Here is an 18,604-nt window from a genome sequence, read left to right as displayed (position 1 = left end):
CGAGATAACTACTGGTCTGACCAGTAACTGTCCACAGCTAATCAGTGATGCAGCGCACAGTCAAGAGATTTTCTCCCTTTGGGATGCTTGAGCCGCTCAAAACTGTCACCGGGCAGTGACCGCGCGTTTGCCTCCTCGCAACGCGGCGGACACTAAAGCTGCGTAGCGTAACCATTCATGAGTCGGCTTTTTGTGGCAATCGGAGATTCCTTCACCGAGGGTGTGGGGGATTGGGAGCCACGGTTACCCAACGGGGTGCGCGGCTGGGCGGACCGAGTGGCCAAGCAACTTTCAAAGGAAGACCCGCAATGGCGTTACGCCAATCTGGGTATTCGAAGTCGACGGTTGGACCGGATTATCGAAGAACAAATCGAACCGGCGTTGGCGATGAACCCGGATGTGATCAGCTTCTACGCCGGCGGCAACGATATTCTCGAATTCCGTAAAGACCTGGACAAGGTGCTGGCCGACTACCGCGCAGCGGTGGACAGGCTCGCCGCCTCGGGGGCACAAATCTTGCTGTTCACCGGTTTTGATATTCCCGTGCATCCGATGCTCGCACCCTTCAAACGGCGCAACTGGAAGTTTAATGACTGTGTGCGCGAACTTGCCGCGCAGTATGGCGACACCGTGACGCTGGTGGACTACTGGCAGTGGGATGTTTACGCGGATCGGCGCATGTGGGATGTCGACAAGCTGCACATGAACCGTGCGGGACATCGTTATATGGCCATTCGGATTCTGGAACTCTTAGGCGCAAACCATCAGCTGGTCTTTGAACCCTTCGCCGACGCCCGGCGAATAGGTTTCATTCAAGCCACCCGCCGAGACGTGGAATGGCTACGCCAATGGGTGCTTCCGATGTTTGGTCGCCGGCTCCGCGGGGTCACCCTGGGAGATGAGTTGGCGCCGAGGTGGCCGCAGCCCATTTATCCTGCTCAGGGCATGAAAAAACTGCACCGCAAACGAAGCCGACATAAAATTGCGAACCTCACCGCGCCGCCGGCACCCTGAGGCCAGCGGCGGAGGAGAGGAAAGCTGGGCTAAGCTGTGGGATTTTCCATCGCTTCGGGGCTCATCCACGCGATTTCCCAGACGTGCCCGTCGGGGTCTTTGACGGCCACCTGATACATGCCGGGAAATGGTTCGTCGGCCGGCCGGTAGATGCTGCCGCCACCAGCAACTGCGCGTGCGGCAAAATCATCGACCCCGTCCCGAGTCTCCGCGGACAGTGCATTTAGGGCCTCCCTGTGCTTTGAACCCAGCGCGGGAACATCTCCATCAACAAGGAAACTGGCAAAGAACTCTTCGCGGAGCACCATGATCAAGATGTTTTCGGCAACGATCCAAGAGGTTGCATTCTCGTCCGAGAAGGTGGTGTTCTTCTCGTAACCCATAGAGGAGTAGAAGGCGTCGGACTTGGCCAGATCAGCGGTCGGTAGGTTTACAAAGATCATCTTGCTCATGCTCATACCTCGGTAACTGGTGGGGCAGGGCGCGAACTGCGCCCGCGACAAACTCTGCCCCAACACGGTCCCGTCGACAAGAGGTTTTCACACCAAAATATTGGCGGTTACGCTGGACCTGAAAACGCGAATGCCCCAGCCCTCACAACGAGGACTGGGGCACCACACCGTCAACTCAACGTTGGCTGAGGGGATCGGTCCGAAAACTAGATCAGCGCCTTGGTGATTTCCAGCGGGATACGGTCGCGAGTGTAGGTGATGTGGTCATAACCGTGCGGTTGCGGCTTGCCGTCTTCGCCGATGTTGACGAATACGATCTTCTCGATGGTCAGGATCGATTCCTGGGTGAAGATGTTGCGAACTTCGGCGCGCAGGGTGACCGAGGTGCGACCAAAGTCGATGGCGGTCAGGCCCATCTCGATCAGGTCGCCTTCCTTAGCGGAGGCGATGAAGTTGATTTCAGACATGAACTTGGTGACCACATGCTTGTTGCCAAGCTGGATGATCGAGTAGATGGCCGCCTCTTCGTCGATCCAACGCAGCAGGCTTCCGCCGAACAGCGTGCCGTTTGCGTTGAGATCTTCGGGGCGAACCCATTTGCGTGTGTGAAAAGTGATTCCCTTAGCCATATCTAAAATGCTAGGTCAGATCGGCTCTGGGCGCTGTAAGGCTCTGCACAATGTCAGCGAAAACACAATTAGTTTGGGTCATAAATGATCGCTGAGAGACGCTCTTACTGTGTAATGATGCACTACTTGATGCCAAGTAGGAGCGCTATTGGTAGTCTCAACGTAGAGCAGAGAAAAACGTAAAAACATAAGTAGAAAGTGGGTGAACATGAACTATCCTTCGGACGGGAACGAAACCATCCCTACCGATTTCGATGATGTTGTCCAGCAGGTATCCACCGGTTCGCTGGCACACCAGAAAATTGACGAGCTTCTACACGAGGCACATGAGCGTTATTCGGATGTGGATGACGGATTGTTGGCCCACTACATCCCTATCCTTGGTCACGCCGACCCCGATCTATTCGCCATCGCCATGTCCCACGTGGGTGGCTCGGTGCACGAGGTCGGAGACTGCCAGCACGAATTTTCTATTCAGTCGATCGCCAAAATGTTCGTTTACGCGCTCGTGGTTCAAGAACACGGCCGAGAAGTTGTCCGTGAACGCATCGGCGTGAACAACACCGGCATGCCCTTTAACTCTGTGATGGCAGTCGAGCTGAATAACGGCCACCCGATGAACCCGATGGTCAATGCCGGTGCGATCGCCACCACCGAGATGATCCCGGGCCGCACCTCGGCTAAAAAATGGGAGAATGTCCGCTCCGGACTTTCCGCCTTCGCCGGACGCCAACTGACGCTGGACGATGATGTGTATGCCTCTGAATCCGAATCTAACGAACGAAATAAAGCCGTAGGTCGACTACTCAAAAGCTACCGCCGCATCGAAGGTGACCCGCTGGCCGCAGTGGACGTCTACACCCGGCAATGCTCGCTGAACGTCACCGCCTATGATCTTGCGGTCATGGGCGCGACCCTCGCCGACGGCGGCGTCAACCCGGTCACGGGTCAGCGCGTAGTGGATGCGGATGTTTGCCGTGACACCCTGGCCGCCGTGGCCACCAGTGGTCTCTACGAACACTCGGGGGATTGGCTGTTCGAGATCGGGATCCCAGCTAAGTCAGGTGTCTCCGGTGGCATCGTCGCCATAGCACCGGGTAAGGGCGCTATTGGCGCGTTCTCGCCACCCCTGGATATAGCAGGCAACTCGGTGAAAGCGCAGTTGGCGATCGGGCATTTGTCGCGCGCCATGGGCCTGAACCTATTTGCTTCGGCTCCGGAGAAGAGCCTGCTGGCGAAGGCCGGCAGAGGCTAGAGTTAGTTTCGACGACCCTTCAGTGGGGTTATTCTTACCTAGCGACTTGGTCGTGCTCACGTGAGCACGACCATTTTTTTGTGCTATGACTGACCGTCTATTTTACGGATCCAGTCGGATAAATTTTTCTGACCACTTGCTTCGGAGTGTTATCAATCCAATAAATCATTTCTTCGACTATCTCCGAAATATCAGGTCAAGCTGCATAATATTCTCATTTTATTTGGTTTACGCATAGCCGTTCGGCACCTACGAATCTCGCAATTCTGAGATAGTTCATATTTATCTATCCTCGTGTTGAAAATATTACCCTTTCCGGTTTACTGGTAGAGAGACCTGCAGTGGGCTCGGCAAAGTGAGGACTGAAAATGAAGAAAACAACGAAGGCGACCATTGCGGCAGTCGCCGCCGGTGCATTGCTTATTGGCGGTGCCGGTACTCTCGCACTGTGGCAGGCCGAAGACAATGTCGATGCGGGAACGGTTACCACCGGTCACCTAGAACTGACCACCGACGGGGAAGGGGTTTGGACCGATGCTAGCCCGGATGCGTCAACCACGACGTTTGACCCTGTGACCGACAACATTGTTCCGGGCGATACTGTCGAATTCAACCAGACGGTGACCATCGATGCTGAGGGTAAGAACATCCAGGGGGCACTGACTGTCGGCACCGTCGGTGCCGTTCCTGCGGATCTTGAAACCTATGTCACCATTGCGCTGGATGTTGATGCCTCGGCAGAAGGCATTACCGAAGCAGGCGGCGTACTTTCCTTCGCCGCCCCGGGTGTTTATGAGGTTCCCGTTTCGATCACTGTCACCTTCGACGAAGGTGCAGTTGGCACAACTCCCAACACCACCATGGACGAGCCTATCGATTTGACACAGCTGACCTTAACACTGGATCAGATCCGTTCATAAGTCGCTCCGCAGCAGGTAATTGAATGCCTAAACAGCTGAAGTTTACTTTAGTCGCGGCCGTCGTCCTGGCGCTTTTTCTAGGAGCCCAAGGCACGGCCGCCGTTTGGCGCGCCGAAAGAAATATTGATGCGGGCACCGTGAGAACGGGAAATCTGCTGCTTTTGGTGGGAGCCGAACCCAAAGAGGCAGCGAACTACGAATTCATTGAACTTGACGGCTCCAATTTAGTCCCCGGGCAGTATGTGCAAGCTCCATTGATGTTGAGCAACGGCGGGACTACCGACCTGCTCTACAACCTCGTGGGTGCTTCGGCGAAACCGGGAACGCCAACGGATGCCGATACCGCGCTGGCCGACTCCAGCATTCTGAGCATTTATGCTGGCATGCCAGCGGTAGCTTGCGATGGTCGGCAGGCGCTCTCCGGACAAATGCTCTATAAAGGCACGGCCAATTCGACGGCCAAGTTTGCGGTGGCCCGTCCATTGCTGAGCGAAAATGGGGACGCCAGCAAGGAAAACCTCTGCGTGAGGCTGTCGGTCCCGTCGAATGCTCCGCAAGCTGCTTCCGGAGGTTCGCTCAAATTGGTGCTGAACTTTGTGGGGCAGCAACAATGAGTGCACGCAGTCGGGCAGAGCTTCGAATTGAACGCGAGAAGACTGGCGTGCTGTGGTGGGTAGGGCAAACCATCTCATGGCTGGCGCTTTTTGTCGTTCTCGCATTGATTGCCATCATGGTCCTCATCCCACGGTTAGGCGGCGCGACTGCGTATACCGTACTTACCGGCTCGATGAGGCCGGACTATCAGCCCGGTTCGTTAGTTGTGGTGCGTCCGGTTGATCTGAATGAAATTCAGGTGGGCGATGTGGTCACCTATCAACTTGTTTCAGGCGAACCAGAAGTTGTGACGCATCGTGTTGTCGGGGTGGGAAATACGCTTGGCGGTGAACAGCGATTTATCCTTCGGGGTGATGCAAACAATACGAATGACGCACCAGTTGTTCCCGAACAACTTAGAGGAAAACTCTGGTACGCGGTGCCGCTGTTAGGATTCGTAAACTCTGCAATTAGCGGTCAGCAACGTACATGGCTGATTTGGCTCGCTGTGGGTGGACTGCTTTGCTACTCAGCTGTAATGCTTGCCGGTGCGTGGCGTGACAACCGGCGCAAGGTGGAAAAATGAGCACTCGACGAATCTTTGCGTGGCTGTTCGCCGGTATTGCGCCGATGTTTTTTCTCGCCTTCACCCACGCGCCGGCGCAGGCAACAACGGCCTCGCCAGTCGGCAACCAACTGAGCTACAGTACGGACGGGGAAAATTACAGCCATACCCCTTTGCCTGTCTTTGCCAATGTTGAAAAAATCATCCCCGGTGAAAGTACAAGCCGTTCCTTGTGGGTGCGTAATGATCTTTCAAAGTCCATAGAAATCACAGTGCACACGAACACCCTCGAAGGTGCCAACGATTTACGGGCGGAAGCTTCGCCTAAGGGAATCATTTCACTATCTGCTGGCGAGACGACCACCGTTGTTATCCGTGCGTGGCTGCCTGAAGCCGCAGGAAATGCCACCCAGAACATCAGCTCGGAGAACATCAGCATCCGCGTACGGGCAAGCGAGAAGGATCCGTTAGGCGAGAAACCCGATGAAGAATCGGCACCTCCAGTAGAAAATCCAGACTCTCAACCGCCTCAAGATCAAGACCAGCTGGGCGACACCGGATTTTTCCCCCGATTCCTGCCGTTGGCAATCGGGGCACTAATCACCGGCGGAATACTCTTTGCCCTGAGCCGGCGAAATAGACTAACCATTCTGAATACTGAAGGAGATTCCCGATGAGCCGGCGTGGAATGCAGATTAAGGCGATGCTTACCTTGGGAATCCTTGTGGGATTTGGTGCTGTTTCGACCCTTGCCGCTTGGACAGGCACCGCCACCGCGACCTCCAATATCAGTTCCGCTACCGTCGCTCTGGGAGTTGGCGCAACGGCAGATGCAGCTAGTGCAACTACCTATCAGATGCCCATCACTGGCAGTAATTTGTATCCGGGCACCAGCTCGGTGTCTACGGTGCTTGTCAAAAACACGGGAACAATATCGGCTCCATATACGGTTCAGGGAAAGGTCACCGAATCGGGGGCTACCACCTTGGGTGCGGGACTGAACATCTCCCTCAAGATTGGCGCAACCGTCAGCGGCAGCGGCGCCAATGTCACGTGTTCAGGTGGAACGACCATAGTCTCCAAGAGCGCGGGTGCACAGTTCAACGGTTCTTCGATTCCACGCACTTTAGATTCCGGAGCTTCGGAGTCGCTTTGTATCCAATATGCGCTGCCGACAACAGCTGCTAACTCCTTGCAGGGAGCAACAACAAGTATTGGTCTGACTTTCACCTCAACGGTTGGTTCCTAGCATGAGTCTGCGAAAATCATCAACCGTTGAGAACAAGAACAAGATCGCGTGCGGATGGCAAGGCTTGATGCTTAACCTAGGTGCAGTACTTGGTTCTCTTTGCATTCTCATGACAGCGATGACTCTAATCTTCGGGTTCAAGCCACTGATTTTTGCTTCGGGGTCGATGGCGCCGGAGATCCCGACGGGCTCATTTGGTCTAGCAGTCACTACTCCGGTCAGTGAACTTGATCCCGGCCAAGTGGTTTCCGTCGTAGCAGCAGACCAAATGCGGGTTACCCATCGGATACTGGAGAATACGCCGCTGGGACTCATTCTCAAAGGGGATGCCAATACTGTAGCGGACCTGCAGCCGTATGCGGTGGAGAGCGCTGACCGGTTATTATTCAGCGTTCCAAACCTGGGGTACGTGATTGGTTGGTTTGGCCAGCCTTGGGCTTTCTTCGGCGGAGGACTACTGTGCGCGTATGTATTCTATCTAGCTTTCATTCGCCGAGGTGCGAATGATGACGATGAATTAGATGATATCGATAGTCGTCGTCGGCCTAGTGCGACTGGGAAACCAGACGAATCTAGGGATCGAAATTCTATATTGTTTACCTGGACCGGGCTAGTGGTGGTTCTTGCTTTAGCCGTGTCAGTGGGCTGGGCGGGCCGGGTTGAATCAACTATGGCTGCTTTTGGTGCTACTGCGCAAGGGTCGGCTGCACTAGCTACAGATGTAATGTCTGCGCCAGCGGGAACCACCTGCACGCAATCAAGGGTAGGAAACACCAGTACAAGGAATCAGACGATCGATTTTACTTGGTCTGCGCCTTTGTCTGGATCGATAGCACCTACCGGTTATTTGGTGAGTGTGCAGGTTAACAATGCTGATGGGACCCCGTCGAATACGAACCAAATTACGAATATTCCATTAGGAGCATCTGTTAGACAGCAAAGTCTCACTACGGTGGGCAGCTCCGGAATTCTCAATACGTTGCTCTCGCTCCTCGGTGAACTTCTAGGGTACGATCGCACGATCACGGTGAAAATATCTGCCACATATCCCTCAGGGTGGACGTCTGCGCCAATCGTTTTCAACAGGGTCCATGCGACGGCTGGGTTGTTGGGAACTTCGAAAAAATTGACGTGCATACTGCACTAGGAATCTGCTTTTTTCTGTTTGCCGGTCAGGCTTTGGATTATGAACGTAAGCCCGTGAAAGAACGTCTGTTCGGCGCGGTTTGGTTCCTGTAGTCCCGCTGATAGTGCCTCGGTGAATGCATGGGAGGACTGAGTATCGGCCTCCCATACGGCGCTCGGCGCTGTAGCGTCCAGAGCCGAGCCCAATACGAACGAATCAATAATGGTGTTCGCTTGCAGGCGTTCCTTCGGCTCAAAACCAGCCATAGCAAACGCTTCAGTGAGCGCGTCATAGACTCTAAGCGTTGTTTGATCCCGGACCGAATGGCTGGTGAAAAGCGGAATCAATCTTGGGTGCTTGGCGTAGGAATCCCCATACTCCATGGCGATCTGGCGATCTGGCGAACTGCCTCCTGCCAGTCAACCCGGTCCAGCTCGGACAGTTGGATTTCGGACATGGCACGCCCGCGCATCAGCTCGATGATTTCGGCCTTACCGCCGACGTGGTTATAGAGCGAAGGTGACGTCAGCTAGAGCGCTTTTGCCATTACCCCAGGGTGAACTCGCCGTGTGCATCGACAAGCCTGAGCGCGGCGTAGGTAATCGCCGCTGTGCTGAGCTTTGGTTTCGGTGGCCTAACCATGCAGTCTTCCTTTGCATCGGGATTCTTTGACTAGAACATACACAGATTAAACGAAAGACATTCGTTATATATCTTGAGGTGAACCAAATGCAAGAAGTTCTCGCACTGAACCCACCGCTCTCTCCGGCGCGCACCGGAGAAAAGGTATGTGCTGATAGCAGCATCGCAGTGATTCACCGGCCTCGGTAATCTCGTCCCACAGGATATTCGCGTGCTGTAGCAATCGCAGGCGGGGCATGACCACGAAGACCGGATTGAAGTTACGGGTCTCGCCATAGGAGGCACCGAGCACATGGCCCGGCTCGTATTGCTCGAGCATGAGCACTTCGTGGCCGCCGAGCCCATCGCTTAGTCGCCGATGACCAGATAGTAAACGTCGATACTCACCTGAACGGCCTAGAACGAGATGCCGCGGAATGCGCATTCTGAAGTCGTGTCCAGGTGCACTAACGTAAGAAACATGGGCGCTCTTGCGCTTGGCGCAGGAACTGGGAGGCAAAAGACTGTTGGAAACGTTACAACTCGCTGCGCTGCTAGGGCTTAGCGCAGCAGTTTTCGTCGGTGCATCCACACAAAGAATCTCTGGCATGGGATTCGCGCTGGTCTCCTCGCCTTTCCTCGTGATGGTCTTGGGGCCTTTCCACGGGGTCATGGTGGTCAACTTCCTAGGTGCCTGTAGTAGCTTTCTGATTCTGATTCAGGTCTTCCGCGACGTTGAATATAAGAAGATTCTGCTGATGCTGATACCTGCGGTAGTCATGACGATTCCTGGTGCGTGGGTGGCTTCCAAACTTGGCGGACCGTGGCTTTCTGTCGGTATCGCGGCGATGGTTATTCTTGCGCTGCTCTCAAGCTTCATGGTGCGCAATCTGCGCGCCGCACAGAGCAAGGGGCTAGCCATTGGTGCCGGTGCAGTCTCCGGATTTATGTCCGTCACCGCCGGGGTTTCTGGGCCCGCAATTGCCGGTTACGCGGTAGCTAGCCGCTGGCCCCAGGCGAAGTTCGCAATTTCCGTTCAGCTGTATTTCTTCGTGCTTGCCATCGCTTCACTGCTGGCCAAGGGCGGGATGCCTGAACTCCATTGGACGCAGTGGACCGGCTGTCTCGTGGCGATGGTTCTCGGAATTCTTTTGGGTAACTATCTTGCACCCAAGATTCCAGACAAATTCAGTAGGGCCTTTGTCATCATCGTTGCGTTCTCTGGTGCCATCACATTGATGATCAACGGGCTAACCCAAGCGTTGGCCTAAGCCAACGTTGGATAAATATCTACCAATGAGACAATTAGAAGTGTGCGGACTGAAGCTAACATTGAAACCCAAGGTAAACCGGCCACAGAACTCGAGATTGAGCGGCAGGCCTTGTGGGCCGGGTTTTTCTGTTCAATCCTAGGATTGATTGTCGGCTTTATCCTCTTCGTGGGTAACCGGCCAGGTTTGTCTGGTGGCCTCTCCGTCGGTGCGGTGGCAGCTACCACCGGTGGCATCTGCGCAGCGCTAGTCAGTGTCATCGCTTTTCGACGGCTGCTCATCTCCCGCGAACCGTGGCTCAGGCGGATCCCTAAGTGGCGACAGATCGTGACGATGTTAGGCCTGCTGATGGTTCACGCGGCGAGCACCATCATGATTTTGATGGTTGCTTTTCACCTGATGCAGCAGGCATTTTTTGGATTACATGTTGACGTGGTTGCGGGTGCTCTGCTTGTCAGCGGTGCCACCGGGGTCAGCGCGTACCTGTGTCTGGTGGCTACAGCACGCACGAATGCCCAGACACTATCGGTCATCCTGGGAATCTTCATGGCTTCGGGCGTAGTTATCAGCATGCTGTTGGCAGAGGACCGCGGCTGGTGGCAGTCGATGTTCTCCGCTCTAGGTACATACGACGCGGGCATCGGATCTTTTTGGACCTTCAACACCACGCTGGTTATTTCAGGTCTCGTGCTGGCAGCATTTACCGAATTCATGACTCGTGACCTAGCCAGGCTCGCCCGCACTTACCGATGCCGACCGGCCTTTGAGAAGTACCGTATTTCAAGATACGTGCGTCCGCGCCCAAGTATCGTTCGTTGGTGTCTGCTCGCGGTCGCGCTAGGTGTCATCCTGATCGGTATCGTCCCGGTCAACGTTGCGCCCGAAGTACACGGAGCTTTCGTGCAACTGGCAGCAGTGGGCATGGTGGTGCTTTTAATCAGCACCGTGGTTCTGCTTCCGGGATACCCCGTGGTCTTCCACCTCATGTCGCTGACGGCGCTCGGTGCCTTGTGGCTTGCGTTCTTGCTGTGGCAGGAATGGAACTACTACAACCTCACCGGCTTTGAACTTGCCGTCGTGGCAATTATCTTCACGTGGATTTCGGTGTTTATCCGAACTACCTCGGCGCTGATTCAGGACAAGAAGCAACAGCTGCGCAAGGAAAAACGTGCGCGTCGACGTGAACAACGCGAGCAAATTACAACAGGCTCGGAAACCTCCGGTGCATCTTCCGAACCATCTTTTGGACCTCAAGAAATCCGCCGTAATGGGGAGGACGTAGGTTTCCAAACTCGGTAGCCTAGAAATATGTTGATCTCCGAGATGCTGTATCTACTGCTCACCAAGGACGACGGACAACCGGAAACGGTGATGAGCTCCTATAAATACGGGATGAACGCGGCCACCATTGCCGACCTGATCTTGGCAGGGCGAATCGGTCTCACCGATGACCCGAATCCACGGATCACCATCGTTGGCGCTGGACCCATCGCCGACCCTGTCCTAGAGCATTCGCTGCAAAAGCTTGAAGGCAAAGATGGGATAAATCTCGATTCTGCCGTAGCAATCAACGGGCTGTGCAATATTCGTCTGGTCACCGACTCGCTGGCCAAACAGGGGCTTGTCGAATATGGTGAGCGAGGATTATTGGGCTTAGGCAAGGCACCGGTCCGCGTGCTTAACGGGCAACTGGAACGTCAATTCCGTAGTGGGTTGAGCTTGGTGCTTCAGGGACAGCGTGAGGCCGCAACCCATGAGGCGACGCTGCTTTCCATCATTCATGGCATGGGTGCATTGCAGCGGGTGCTGGCCGAAGAAATTGAGCCGCTCGGTGTGCAGCGCGCTCAAGCACGAATTAAGGAAGTTGCCACCGATTCCCGAGCAGGCGATGCGGTCCGCAAAGCGGTCGCAACCATGAACGAGGCCGTCGCAACGAACACCATCCTGCCTGGCGCTAGCTAAAGCTGCCTGGTTTAGGCAGGCTGCTCAACCAGTCCTGCATGCATCACTACGTCGACGGTTGCTTGGTAATGATTGCGCAATAAGTGGCCCAGCTTTTCGGCGTCACGAGCCAACGCCGCGTCAAGAATGTCTGCGTGCTCTTGTTCGACGTCGCGGGCCACGGCTGCCTGAGATGGCGCGGCCCAGCGCCGGTAAAGCTCGGTGAAGTTCGCCAGATCGCCGGAGAGCTTGAGCATCGGCTGGCATTCGCAGGGTGCTAAGAGCTGGTGGTGGAATTCGCGGTGCGCCTGGGACCACTGCGGGTTCACCCGATCTGGTTCCTCGGGTAGCCGCCGAGGGGTGCGCGATAACTTATGGTGTATCGCGATCAGTGAGGATTCCCAGCTGACGGTTCCTCGCTCAGTGGCAAGCTTCGCGGCCAGAGCTTCGGTGACACACCGCAATTCGGTGATGTCGGCCAGCTCGCCCAGATTCAGATCCGGGACAAAAAATCCGCGGTTCGGCCGAATGGTGACCAGGTTTTCACCGGCAAGGCGGGTTAATGACTCACGGATCACCGTGGTGCTGGTGCTGAATTGTTCGGCCAAAGTGGTGGGCTGCAGGCGATCCCCAGGGGACCAAAATCCGTCCAAAATGGTGCGGCGAATTCCCTCTAGCGAATGCGTTGATGCTTTTGCCATGCTGGCCTCCTCAATATTTGCCGAACCCTTGTGAATGGCAATCAGAAATAATCATATTATGCCTGCGTGCTCAGAGTATTGAGCGACTGGGCTAACTTGTAAATAACTGACAGTTCTAGCCGCCCCTTTACGCAGGCCTGCAGCGCGCTTAGGCTCAAGTCATGTCAGTGATGCTGCGTACTATCCAGACCGCCCTGCCCGATACGATCCTGAAACAAGACGAGGTCCGTGATGTCTTCGCAGTGCAACCAGGACTAACCCGCCTGGGCCAACGCCTGATCGCCACCTCCTTTGATTCCTCAGCGATTAATACCCGCTATAGCTGTGTTGAGGACTTCGATACGCTCAACCCACCTGCGAATCCGCTGTTCTACGATGCGCGCACCCAACAGCTTCATTCGCCGAGCACCGCGACGAGAAACAACGAATATGTGGCGCACGCCCCGGGACTATTTATTGCTGCGGCACGCAAAGCGCTAGCGGCCTGCCCCGATATAGCGGCCGATGAAATCACCCACGTGATTACGGTGTCCTGCACGGGCTTCTACAACCCCGGTCCGGACTACCAAATTGTGCGCGCACTGGGGTTACGTCCCAATACGGTGCGTCACCACCTAGGCTTCATGGGCTGCTACGCAGCGTTTCCCGCACTCCGTGCTGCCCGGGATTTCTGTCTGGCCGATCCGCAAGCGACGGTATTAGTGGTGTGCGCCGAGCTATGCACCCTGCATGTGCGCAGCTCCAACGACCCAGACACCATCATGGGCTCTGCGCTCTTTGCCGACGGCGCAGCAGCGGCCCTCGTCACTCAGCGTGGCAACGGGGGACTGGATATGGACGCCTTTGAAACCGTGCTGACCCCGGTGGGCGAGGAAGCGATGGCGTGGAATATCGGCGATGAAGGCTTCGAGATGGTGCTCGGCACCTACGTCCCGCATATTATCGATGACCACATCAGCGGCGCATTGGAACCACTCTTTGCCAAAGACGCAGCGCCAGCACTAGAGGTTTCACAGATCAAACACTGGGGAATTCACCCCGGTGGCCGAGCGATTTTGGACCGGGTCCAAAACCGGCTGGGACTGAGCGAGGTCCAGTTGGAACCTGCCCGCAAAATCCTCGCCGACTACGGCAACATGTCCAGTGCCACGGTGCTATTTGTGCTTAAAGAAATTATGGAGAATCCAGCGGCTAAGTCCGGCGAACGAGTGTGCGCCATGGCTTTCGGTCCGGGACTCACCGTGGAAACCGGGTTGTTCACCGTCCGCCCGGAGGCCTGATGTTTGAGCTCGCCCGCGCCAAGGACGCCGTCGAAGAAATGGACAGGCCCGACTGCGACCCGGCACTTCTGCGCCGAACCTACGCACAATTTCCTCTGGTTAACCGGGCGGTGGCCGGGTGGCACAGGCTTTATGCCGAGCTCATGGTGAATCAGCTGCCCACCAACCGGCCCGCCACCTTGTTGGATATCGGCTGCGGTGGCGGGGATATCACCATCATGCTGGCCAAACGAGCGTTGGCCGACGGAATCAACCTCAAAGTTCTGGGAATCGACCCCGATGAACGAGCCTTTCACTATGCGCGCGATGCCGGGCAAAGGTCTGGATTATCCGCAAGCCGTCTCGAATTCCGCCAGACAGATAGCAGCCAACTGGTTGCGCAGCAGGCCCAGTTTGATGTGGTCATCTCCAACCACCTGCTCCATCATCTAGATGAGCAACAATTCTCTGGGCTGCTGGCGGACTCTCAAGAACTGGCCACCGGCCGAGTAGTGCACGCGGATATCCGCCGCTCAAGGATCGCCGCAGTGCTCTTCGGGGCCGCGACACTGCCGCTGGCATGGAGTTCCTTCATCAGGCGCGATGGACTGCTCTCCATCAGACGCAGTTACACTTCAGAGGAAATGGCCCAGCGTGTGCCCGCCGGGTGGCGGGTAGAAGAACGCCGCCCCTTCCGAAACCTGTTGCTCTGGGAACCATCCCATGCGGTCTGACATCGCCATCATTGGTGCCGGACCGGTGGGTTTGACCCTCGCAATCTTGCTGATCAAACGCGGCCATCGGGTGCAAGTCTTCGAAAAACGGCAGCAGATGGGAGAGCATTCGCGGGCAATCGGGCTGCATCCGCCGGCGCTGAAAATATTGCAGGAAGCTGGAATTGCCGAACAGCTGACGCACCAAGGACTGCAGATCCGCAACGGCATGGGAGTCTTCGCGCGAGGGCACAGCTCGGCACTCGACTTTGCGCGCATCCCCGGTGACTACCCGTATGTTCTGGCAATGCCGCAACGTCAAACCCAGTTGCTCTTGCGGGAGCGGCTGGCTGAGCTGGCACCACAGGCACTTCAGCTAGGGTGCCGCTTCCAACATGTGCTGGGGCAGGGTAGCGATAGCGTGCACTTCACCGTGCAACACGACAACGCACAACTCCAGGTCCATGGTGCCCGGTGGCTGATTGGCGCCGACGGGGTGGATTCGGCAGTGCGTGGTGCCTTGTCGGTACCGTGGCGCGGACGGGCACTGCCCGATTCCTACCGCATGGGAGATTATCCCGATGCCAGTGGACTGGGCGAGACCGCGGTGCTCTACCTGCATCCACACGGGATTATCGAATCCTTTCCGCTGCCCGGTGACCAACGCCGCTGGGTGGCACACCGAGGTAAGAACCAAAGCAAGTCGTTGGAAGACCTCGTCCACCAGCGCACCGGTCACCGGCTAGCCCAACACTCACGCACCATGCACAGCGACTTCACCACAGCACAATTTGCGGTGCCAAATATGGTCCACGGCCAAACCATCCTCATCGGCGACTCCGCCCACCAAATTAGCCCCATTGGTGGCCAGGGCCTTGCATTAGGGCTCCTGGACGCGGGAGCGCTCGCCGAGGTGCTCAGTGCCGGGACCATCAGGCAAAATTTAGAGGCCTTTGAACGCACTCGACTATCCGCAGCACGGCTTGCCGCCCGCCGGGCACACCTGAATATGATGCTCGGCCGGCCGATTCCGCCATGGCTCAGTGGCCCGCGTGACGCGGTGCTCTCGCGGGTTTTAGCGAACCGGGAACTGCATGATTCGGTAGCAAGAATTTTCACCATGACCGACTCGTTGATGCGTGCCCAAACTCACCGCCAACATCCAGTAGATACGTGAAACAATAGGTAGCAATGACTTCCAGCGACTCCACCACACTTTCCGCCGTTGAGCGTAAGGCCCTGCGCACCGAGCAGGCCGCCGCGCAGCGTGCCCAGCAACTCCGTATCTCCAAGTCCCGAGCCCAGGCCGAAGGCCGCGCTCAGGTCGTTCCGACGGCCGAAGGCTGGAAGCAGGAGATGGGCGCCGATGGCCGCCCCGAGCTACAGTTCGCCACCAAGCGCCGCGTCTCCCAGCCGCCCACGCACTTGGCTGACCTTTCCCTGGCCGAGCGCCAGGCCAAGCTGAAGGAACTGGGCCTGCCGGCCTTCCGCGCCAAGCAGCTGTCGACGCACTACTTCACGCACTACACCACCGACCCGGAGAAGATGAGCGATCTTCCCAAGGAGCGCCGCGCGGAACTAGCCGAGGCGATGTTCCCGAAGCTGCTCACCGAGGTGAAGCGCCTGGAAACCGACGATGGCAAGACCATCAAGTTCCTCTGGCGCCTCTTCGACGGTTCGCTGATCGAATCCGTGCTCATGCGCTACCCGGGCCGCATCACCCTGTGCATCTCTTCGCAGTGCGGTTGCGGTATGAACTGCCCATTCTGCGCCACCGGCCAGGCCGGGTTGACCCGCAACATGTCCACCGCCGAAATTCTGGATCAGATCGTCCAGGCTAACCGCGTGATCGCCGAGGGCGGTCTGGGCGGACAGAAGCACCCAGATGAGCGCGTGGGCAACATCGTTTTCATGGGCATGGGTGAGCCACTGGCCAACTACAAGCGCGTGATGAACGCCGTGCACCGTATGGTCGCCGACGCCCCTGAAGGCTTGGGCATGAGCGCGCGTGGCATCACCATCTCCACCGTGGGTCTGGTTCCTGCCATCCGCAAACTGGCCGAAGAAAACGTCCCGGTGACCTTCGCTCTGTCGCTGCATGCACCGGATGACGAGCTGCGCGATGAACTGATCCCGGTCAACTCAAAGTGGAAGGTCGACGAGGCGCTAGACGCCGCGTTTGACTACTACGTGAAGACCGGACGCCGCGTCTCCATCGAGTACGCGCTGATCAAGGACATGAATGACCACGAGTGGCGTGCAGAAATGCTCGCGAAGAAGCTCAACGCCCGTGGCCGCGGCTGGGTCCATGTGAACCCGATCCCGCTGAACCCGGTACCGGGCTCGGTCTGGACACGAAGCGAGAAGGACATCACCAGCAAGTTCGTGCGCCGGTTGGACAGCCTCGGCGTGCCAACCACGCTGCGCGATACTCGTGGTAAGGAAATCGACGGCGCCTGCGGACAGCTCGCAGCCGACGAAGACTAATCTTCAGTTACCCAAGAGCCCTGCCACACGTGAAAGCGTGAGGCAGGGCTCTTGCCATGTGTGGCGGCTAAACGTGCCTGACGGGTATGGTTCAGATATGGCCGTTTCAGACCCGCTTTTTCTCGACAAGACCAACCCCGAGCTGTGGAACTCCATTGGGAAGTTCTCCGCTCAAGTTGCCAAATCCTACCGCGCTGCAGGCATCAGCGATCGCACCGCCGAACTGATCAACCTGCGCGTCTCACAGATCAACGGCTGCGCCTACTGCTTAGACCTGCACACCCGTAAGGCACTGGCTACCGGCGAAACAATGCAACGCATCGTCTTGCTCAGCACGTGGGATGAATGCGGCGGGCACTTCGACGAATTTGAATGCGCGGCCCTAGCGATCGCCGAGGCCACCACCGACCTACCCAGCCCCGAGGAACGCATCGCCGCGGTTGCCTCGGCGCGGCTACTGCTCAACGATGAGCAGGTTGCAGCGATCCAATGGATCGCGGTGGCAATGAACGCGTTTAATCGCATCTCCATCCTTTCGCGCCACCCGGTGAAGGAAAAAGAACTAGGTCAAGGAACGGCTAAATGAAAGTCTCAAACCGTGGCCAGGTACCGCCCTTTGAGGTCATGCAAATCGTCGATACGGTAGCCACCATGCGTGCCGCCGGCCACGACGTGATCTCCTTGTGCGTCGGGGAACCTGGCGGGGGAGCTCCGGCTGCCGTCAACGAGCTCGCCTCAAAACTCCATGCCGAGCAGGCAGACTTTGGCTACACCTCCACTAGCGGTTTAGAGCCCACGCGTCAGGCCCTGTCCGATCATTATCGGCTGACCTACGGTGTTCAGATCCCGGCGGAGAACTTCGTGATGACCGCGGGATCCTCCGGCGCATTCCAACTGGCATTTCTCGCGGCGTTCGACCAGGGGGACATCGTCGCACTGGCTCGCCCCGGATACCCGGCTTACGCCAACATCTTGCAAGCGCTAGGACTGAACGTCGTGGATTTGCCTACCGGCCCCGCGCAGCGTTTTCAGCCGACCGTCGAGCTGCTGGAAGCGGCGATAAAGCAGCACGGTCGTCTCGACGGGCTGGTCATCGCCTCCCCGAACAATCCCACCGGCACCATGCTCAGCGCCGAAGAACTCGAAACCTTGGCTAGCTGGTGTCAGGCCAACGGGGTGCGGCTAATTAGTGACGAAATTTACCACGGCATCGAGTTTGTCCCGGAGCGTAAGGGCCACACCTCCTGGGAGTACTCGCGCTCCAGCATTGTGGTGTCCTCGTTCTCCAAATACTGGGGGATGACCGGCTGGCGTCTGGGCTGGATGATCGTCCCGGATGACATGCTGGCGGTGGTCGATGGGTTGGCCTCGAACCTGGCGCTTTGTGCCCCAGCGCCAGCACAACGCGCGGTTCTCGCAGCATTCGAACCCGACAGTCTTCAAGAAGCAGAAGGCCGCGTGCGCGAGTTTGCGCGCACCCGCGAACTGGTATTGGGTAGTCTCGACAAGCTCGGAATTATTGCGGCCGCCCCGGCTGACGGTGCGTTTTATCTCTACGGGAAACTCTCGCCCCAGGTGCTTGCTCAGTTCGGCTCGGCTTCGGTTTTTTGTGCCGCGGTGCTGGAAGAAGCGCAGGTGGCGCTCACCCCAGGCAGTGACTTTGACCCGTTCGAGGGGAACCTATTTATCCGGTTATCCTTCGCAGCCGGCTATCACCGGGTGGCCGAAGCACTGGACCGAGTCGAAGAATTCCTGAAAAGGAATATGTAGCGCCAGACAGTTATGCACAGTTCGACGAGGTAGCTGG

General features: G+C 57.0%; 21 protein-coding genes. 17 read left to right on the top strand and 4 right to left on the bottom strand.

The window, feature by feature from the left end:
- Positions 1 to 177: 177 nt before the first annotated feature.
- Complete coding sequence (locus ACX5K5_RS14630; RefSeq protein WP_096253881.1) at positions 178 to 1,014, top strand: SGNH/GDSL hydrolase family protein; 837 nt, start codon at positions 178 to 180, stop codon at positions 1,012 to 1,014.
- A 29-nt stretch (positions 1,015 to 1,043) separates the two neighbouring features.
- Here the strand turns inward: ACX5K5_RS14630 and ACX5K5_RS14625 are convergent, their stop codons facing one another.
- Complete coding sequence (locus ACX5K5_RS14625) at positions 1,044 to 1,466, bottom strand: VOC family protein (protein WP_188683354.1); 423 nt, start codon at positions 1,464 to 1,466, stop codon at positions 1,044 to 1,046.
- Between the two features lie 206 nt (positions 1,467 to 1,672).
- Positions 1,673 to 2,095, bottom strand: coding sequence for an acyl-CoA thioesterase (locus tag ACX5K5_RS14620; RefSeq protein WP_188683352.1), 423 nt, complete (start codon positions 2,093 to 2,095; stop codon positions 1,673 to 1,675).
- A gap of 208 nt (positions 2,096 to 2,303) precedes the next feature.
- Here ACX5K5_RS14620 and glsA point away from each other — a divergent pair, with 208 nt between their 5' ends.
- From glsA to ACX5K5_RS14585, 7 genes are all read left to right on the top strand, one after another.
- Positions 2,304 to 3,350: a glutaminase A gene (gene glsA / locus ACX5K5_RS14615; protein ID WP_442346543.1), complete on the top strand. Its 1,047-nt coding sequence runs from the start codon at positions 2,304 to 2,306 to the stop codon at positions 3,348 to 3,350.
- Positions 3,351 to 3,718: 368 nt separating this feature from the next.
- Positions 3,719 to 4,270 carry an alternate-type signal peptide domain-containing protein gene (locus ACX5K5_RS14610; protein WP_459174617.1) on the top strand — a complete coding sequence of 184 codons (552 nt, stop codon included), beginning with the start codon at positions 3,719 to 3,721 and terminating at the stop codon, positions 4,268 to 4,270.
- Between the two features lie 23 nt (positions 4,271 to 4,293).
- Positions 4,294 to 4,884, top strand: coding sequence for a hypothetical protein (locus tag ACX5K5_RS14605; RefSeq protein WP_459174616.1), 591 nt, complete (start codon positions 4,294 to 4,296; stop codon positions 4,882 to 4,884).
- On the top strand, positions 4,881 to 5,450 hold the full coding sequence (locus ACX5K5_RS14600; protein WP_459174615.1) for a signal peptidase I: 570 nt from the start codon (positions 4,881 to 4,883) through the stop codon (positions 5,448 to 5,450). Before ACX5K5_RS14605 ends, ACX5K5_RS14600 begins: the two co-directional genes overlap by 4 nt.
- Positions 5,447 to 6,106 (top strand): hypothetical protein, encoded by a 660-nt coding sequence (locus tag ACX5K5_RS14595; RefSeq protein ID WP_459174614.1) that lies wholly within the window; start codon positions 5,447 to 5,449, stop codon positions 6,104 to 6,106. The genes ACX5K5_RS14600 and ACX5K5_RS14595 overlap by 4 nt, the downstream gene beginning before the upstream one ends.
- Positions 6,103 to 6,678: a hypothetical protein gene (locus ACX5K5_RS14590; RefSeq protein WP_188683340.1), complete on the top strand. Its 576-nt coding sequence runs from the start codon at positions 6,103 to 6,105 to the stop codon at positions 6,676 to 6,678. The genes ACX5K5_RS14595 and ACX5K5_RS14590 overlap by 4 nt, the downstream gene beginning before the upstream one ends.
- A 1-nt stretch (position 6,679) precedes the next feature.
- On the top strand, positions 6,680 to 7,825 hold the full coding sequence (locus ACX5K5_RS14585) for a S24/S26 family peptidase (protein ID WP_459174613.1): 1,146 nt from the start codon (positions 6,680 to 6,682) through the stop codon (positions 7,823 to 7,825).
- On the opposite strand, the gene ACX5K5_RS14580 is transcribed toward ACX5K5_RS14585, so the two are convergent.
- Positions 7,822 to 8,187 (bottom strand): TetR/AcrR family transcriptional regulator C-terminal domain-containing protein, encoded by a 366-nt coding sequence (locus ACX5K5_RS14580; RefSeq protein ID WP_459174612.1) that lies wholly within the window; start codon positions 8,185 to 8,187, stop codon positions 7,822 to 7,824. The genes ACX5K5_RS14585 and ACX5K5_RS14580 overlap by 4 nt on opposite strands.
- Before the next feature lie 735 nt (positions 8,188 to 8,922).
- Here ACX5K5_RS14580 and ACX5K5_RS14575 point away from each other — a divergent pair.
- From ACX5K5_RS14575 to ACX5K5_RS14565, 3 genes are read left to right on the top strand one after another with little or no spacing between them, the layout of a single operon-like run.
- Positions 8,923 to 9,696, top strand: coding sequence for a sulfite exporter TauE/SafE family protein (locus ACX5K5_RS14575; protein ID WP_459174611.1), 774 nt, complete (start codon positions 8,923 to 8,925; stop codon positions 9,694 to 9,696).
- A 42-nt stretch (positions 9,697 to 9,738) separates the two neighbouring features.
- Positions 9,739 to 10,995, top strand: coding sequence for a hypothetical protein (locus ACX5K5_RS14570; RefSeq protein ID WP_459174610.1), 1,257 nt, complete (start codon positions 9,739 to 9,741; stop codon positions 10,993 to 10,995).
- Positions 10,996 to 11,004: 9 nt separating this feature from the next.
- Positions 11,005 to 11,658: a GOLPH3/VPS74 family protein gene (locus tag ACX5K5_RS14565; RefSeq protein ID WP_346059579.1), complete on the top strand. Its 654-nt coding sequence runs from the start codon at positions 11,005 to 11,007 to the stop codon at positions 11,656 to 11,658.
- An 11-nt stretch (positions 11,659 to 11,669) separates the two neighbouring features.
- Here the strand turns inward: ACX5K5_RS14565 and ACX5K5_RS14560 are convergent, their stop codons facing one another.
- Positions 11,670 to 12,338: a GntR family transcriptional regulator gene (locus ACX5K5_RS14560; RefSeq protein ID WP_324093286.1), complete on the bottom strand. Its 669-nt coding sequence runs from the start codon at positions 12,336 to 12,338 to the stop codon at positions 11,670 to 11,672.
- A 161-nt stretch (positions 12,339 to 12,499) separates the two neighbouring features.
- Here ACX5K5_RS14560 and ACX5K5_RS14555 point away from each other — a divergent pair, with 161 nt between their 5' ends.
- The 6 genes from ACX5K5_RS14555 to ACX5K5_RS14530 all read left to right on the top strand — a co-directional run bounded on the left by ACX5K5_RS14555 (position 12,500) and on the right by ACX5K5_RS14530 (position 18,567).
- On the top strand, positions 12,500 to 13,618 hold the full coding sequence (locus ACX5K5_RS14555; RefSeq protein ID WP_459174609.1) for a type III polyketide synthase: 1,119 nt from the start codon (positions 12,500 to 12,502) through the stop codon (positions 13,616 to 13,618).
- Positions 13,618 to 14,331, top strand: coding sequence for a methyltransferase domain-containing protein (locus ACX5K5_RS14550; RefSeq protein WP_459174608.1), 714 nt, complete (start codon positions 13,618 to 13,620; stop codon positions 14,329 to 14,331). Before ACX5K5_RS14555 ends, ACX5K5_RS14550 begins: the two co-directional genes overlap by 1 nt.
- Positions 14,321 to 15,487 carry an FAD-dependent oxidoreductase gene (locus ACX5K5_RS14545; RefSeq protein ID WP_459174607.1) on the top strand — a complete coding sequence of 389 codons (1,167 nt, stop codon included), beginning with the start codon at positions 14,321 to 14,323 and terminating at the stop codon, positions 15,485 to 15,487. The genes ACX5K5_RS14550 and ACX5K5_RS14545 overlap by 11 nt, the downstream gene beginning before the upstream one ends.
- Before the next feature lie 14 nt (positions 15,488 to 15,501).
- The gene (gene rlmN / locus ACX5K5_RS14540; protein WP_240520423.1) at positions 15,502 to 16,797 is read left to right on the top strand and encodes a dual-specificity RNA methyltransferase RlmN; all 1,296 of its coding nucleotides are present in this window, start codon (positions 15,502 to 15,504) and stop codon (positions 16,795 to 16,797) included.
- A 97-nt stretch (positions 16,798 to 16,894) separates the two neighbouring features.
- Positions 16,895 to 17,383 (top strand): carboxymuconolactone decarboxylase family protein, encoded by a 489-nt coding sequence (locus ACX5K5_RS14535; protein WP_459174606.1) that lies wholly within the window; start codon positions 16,895 to 16,897, stop codon positions 17,381 to 17,383.
- Entirely contained in the window at positions 17,380 to 18,567 is a 1,188-nt protein-coding gene (locus ACX5K5_RS14530; protein WP_459174605.1) for a pyridoxal phosphate-dependent aminotransferase, read from the top strand. The genes ACX5K5_RS14535 and ACX5K5_RS14530 overlap by 4 nt, the downstream gene beginning before the upstream one ends.
- The last annotated feature ends 37 nt before the right edge of the window (positions 18,568 to 18,604 follow it).

Source organism: Glutamicibacter bergerei, from assembly GCF_054495185.1.
The sequence above is the reverse complement of the archived record's forward strand: the minus strand, read 5'-3'. Positions and strand labels throughout refer to the sequence as shown.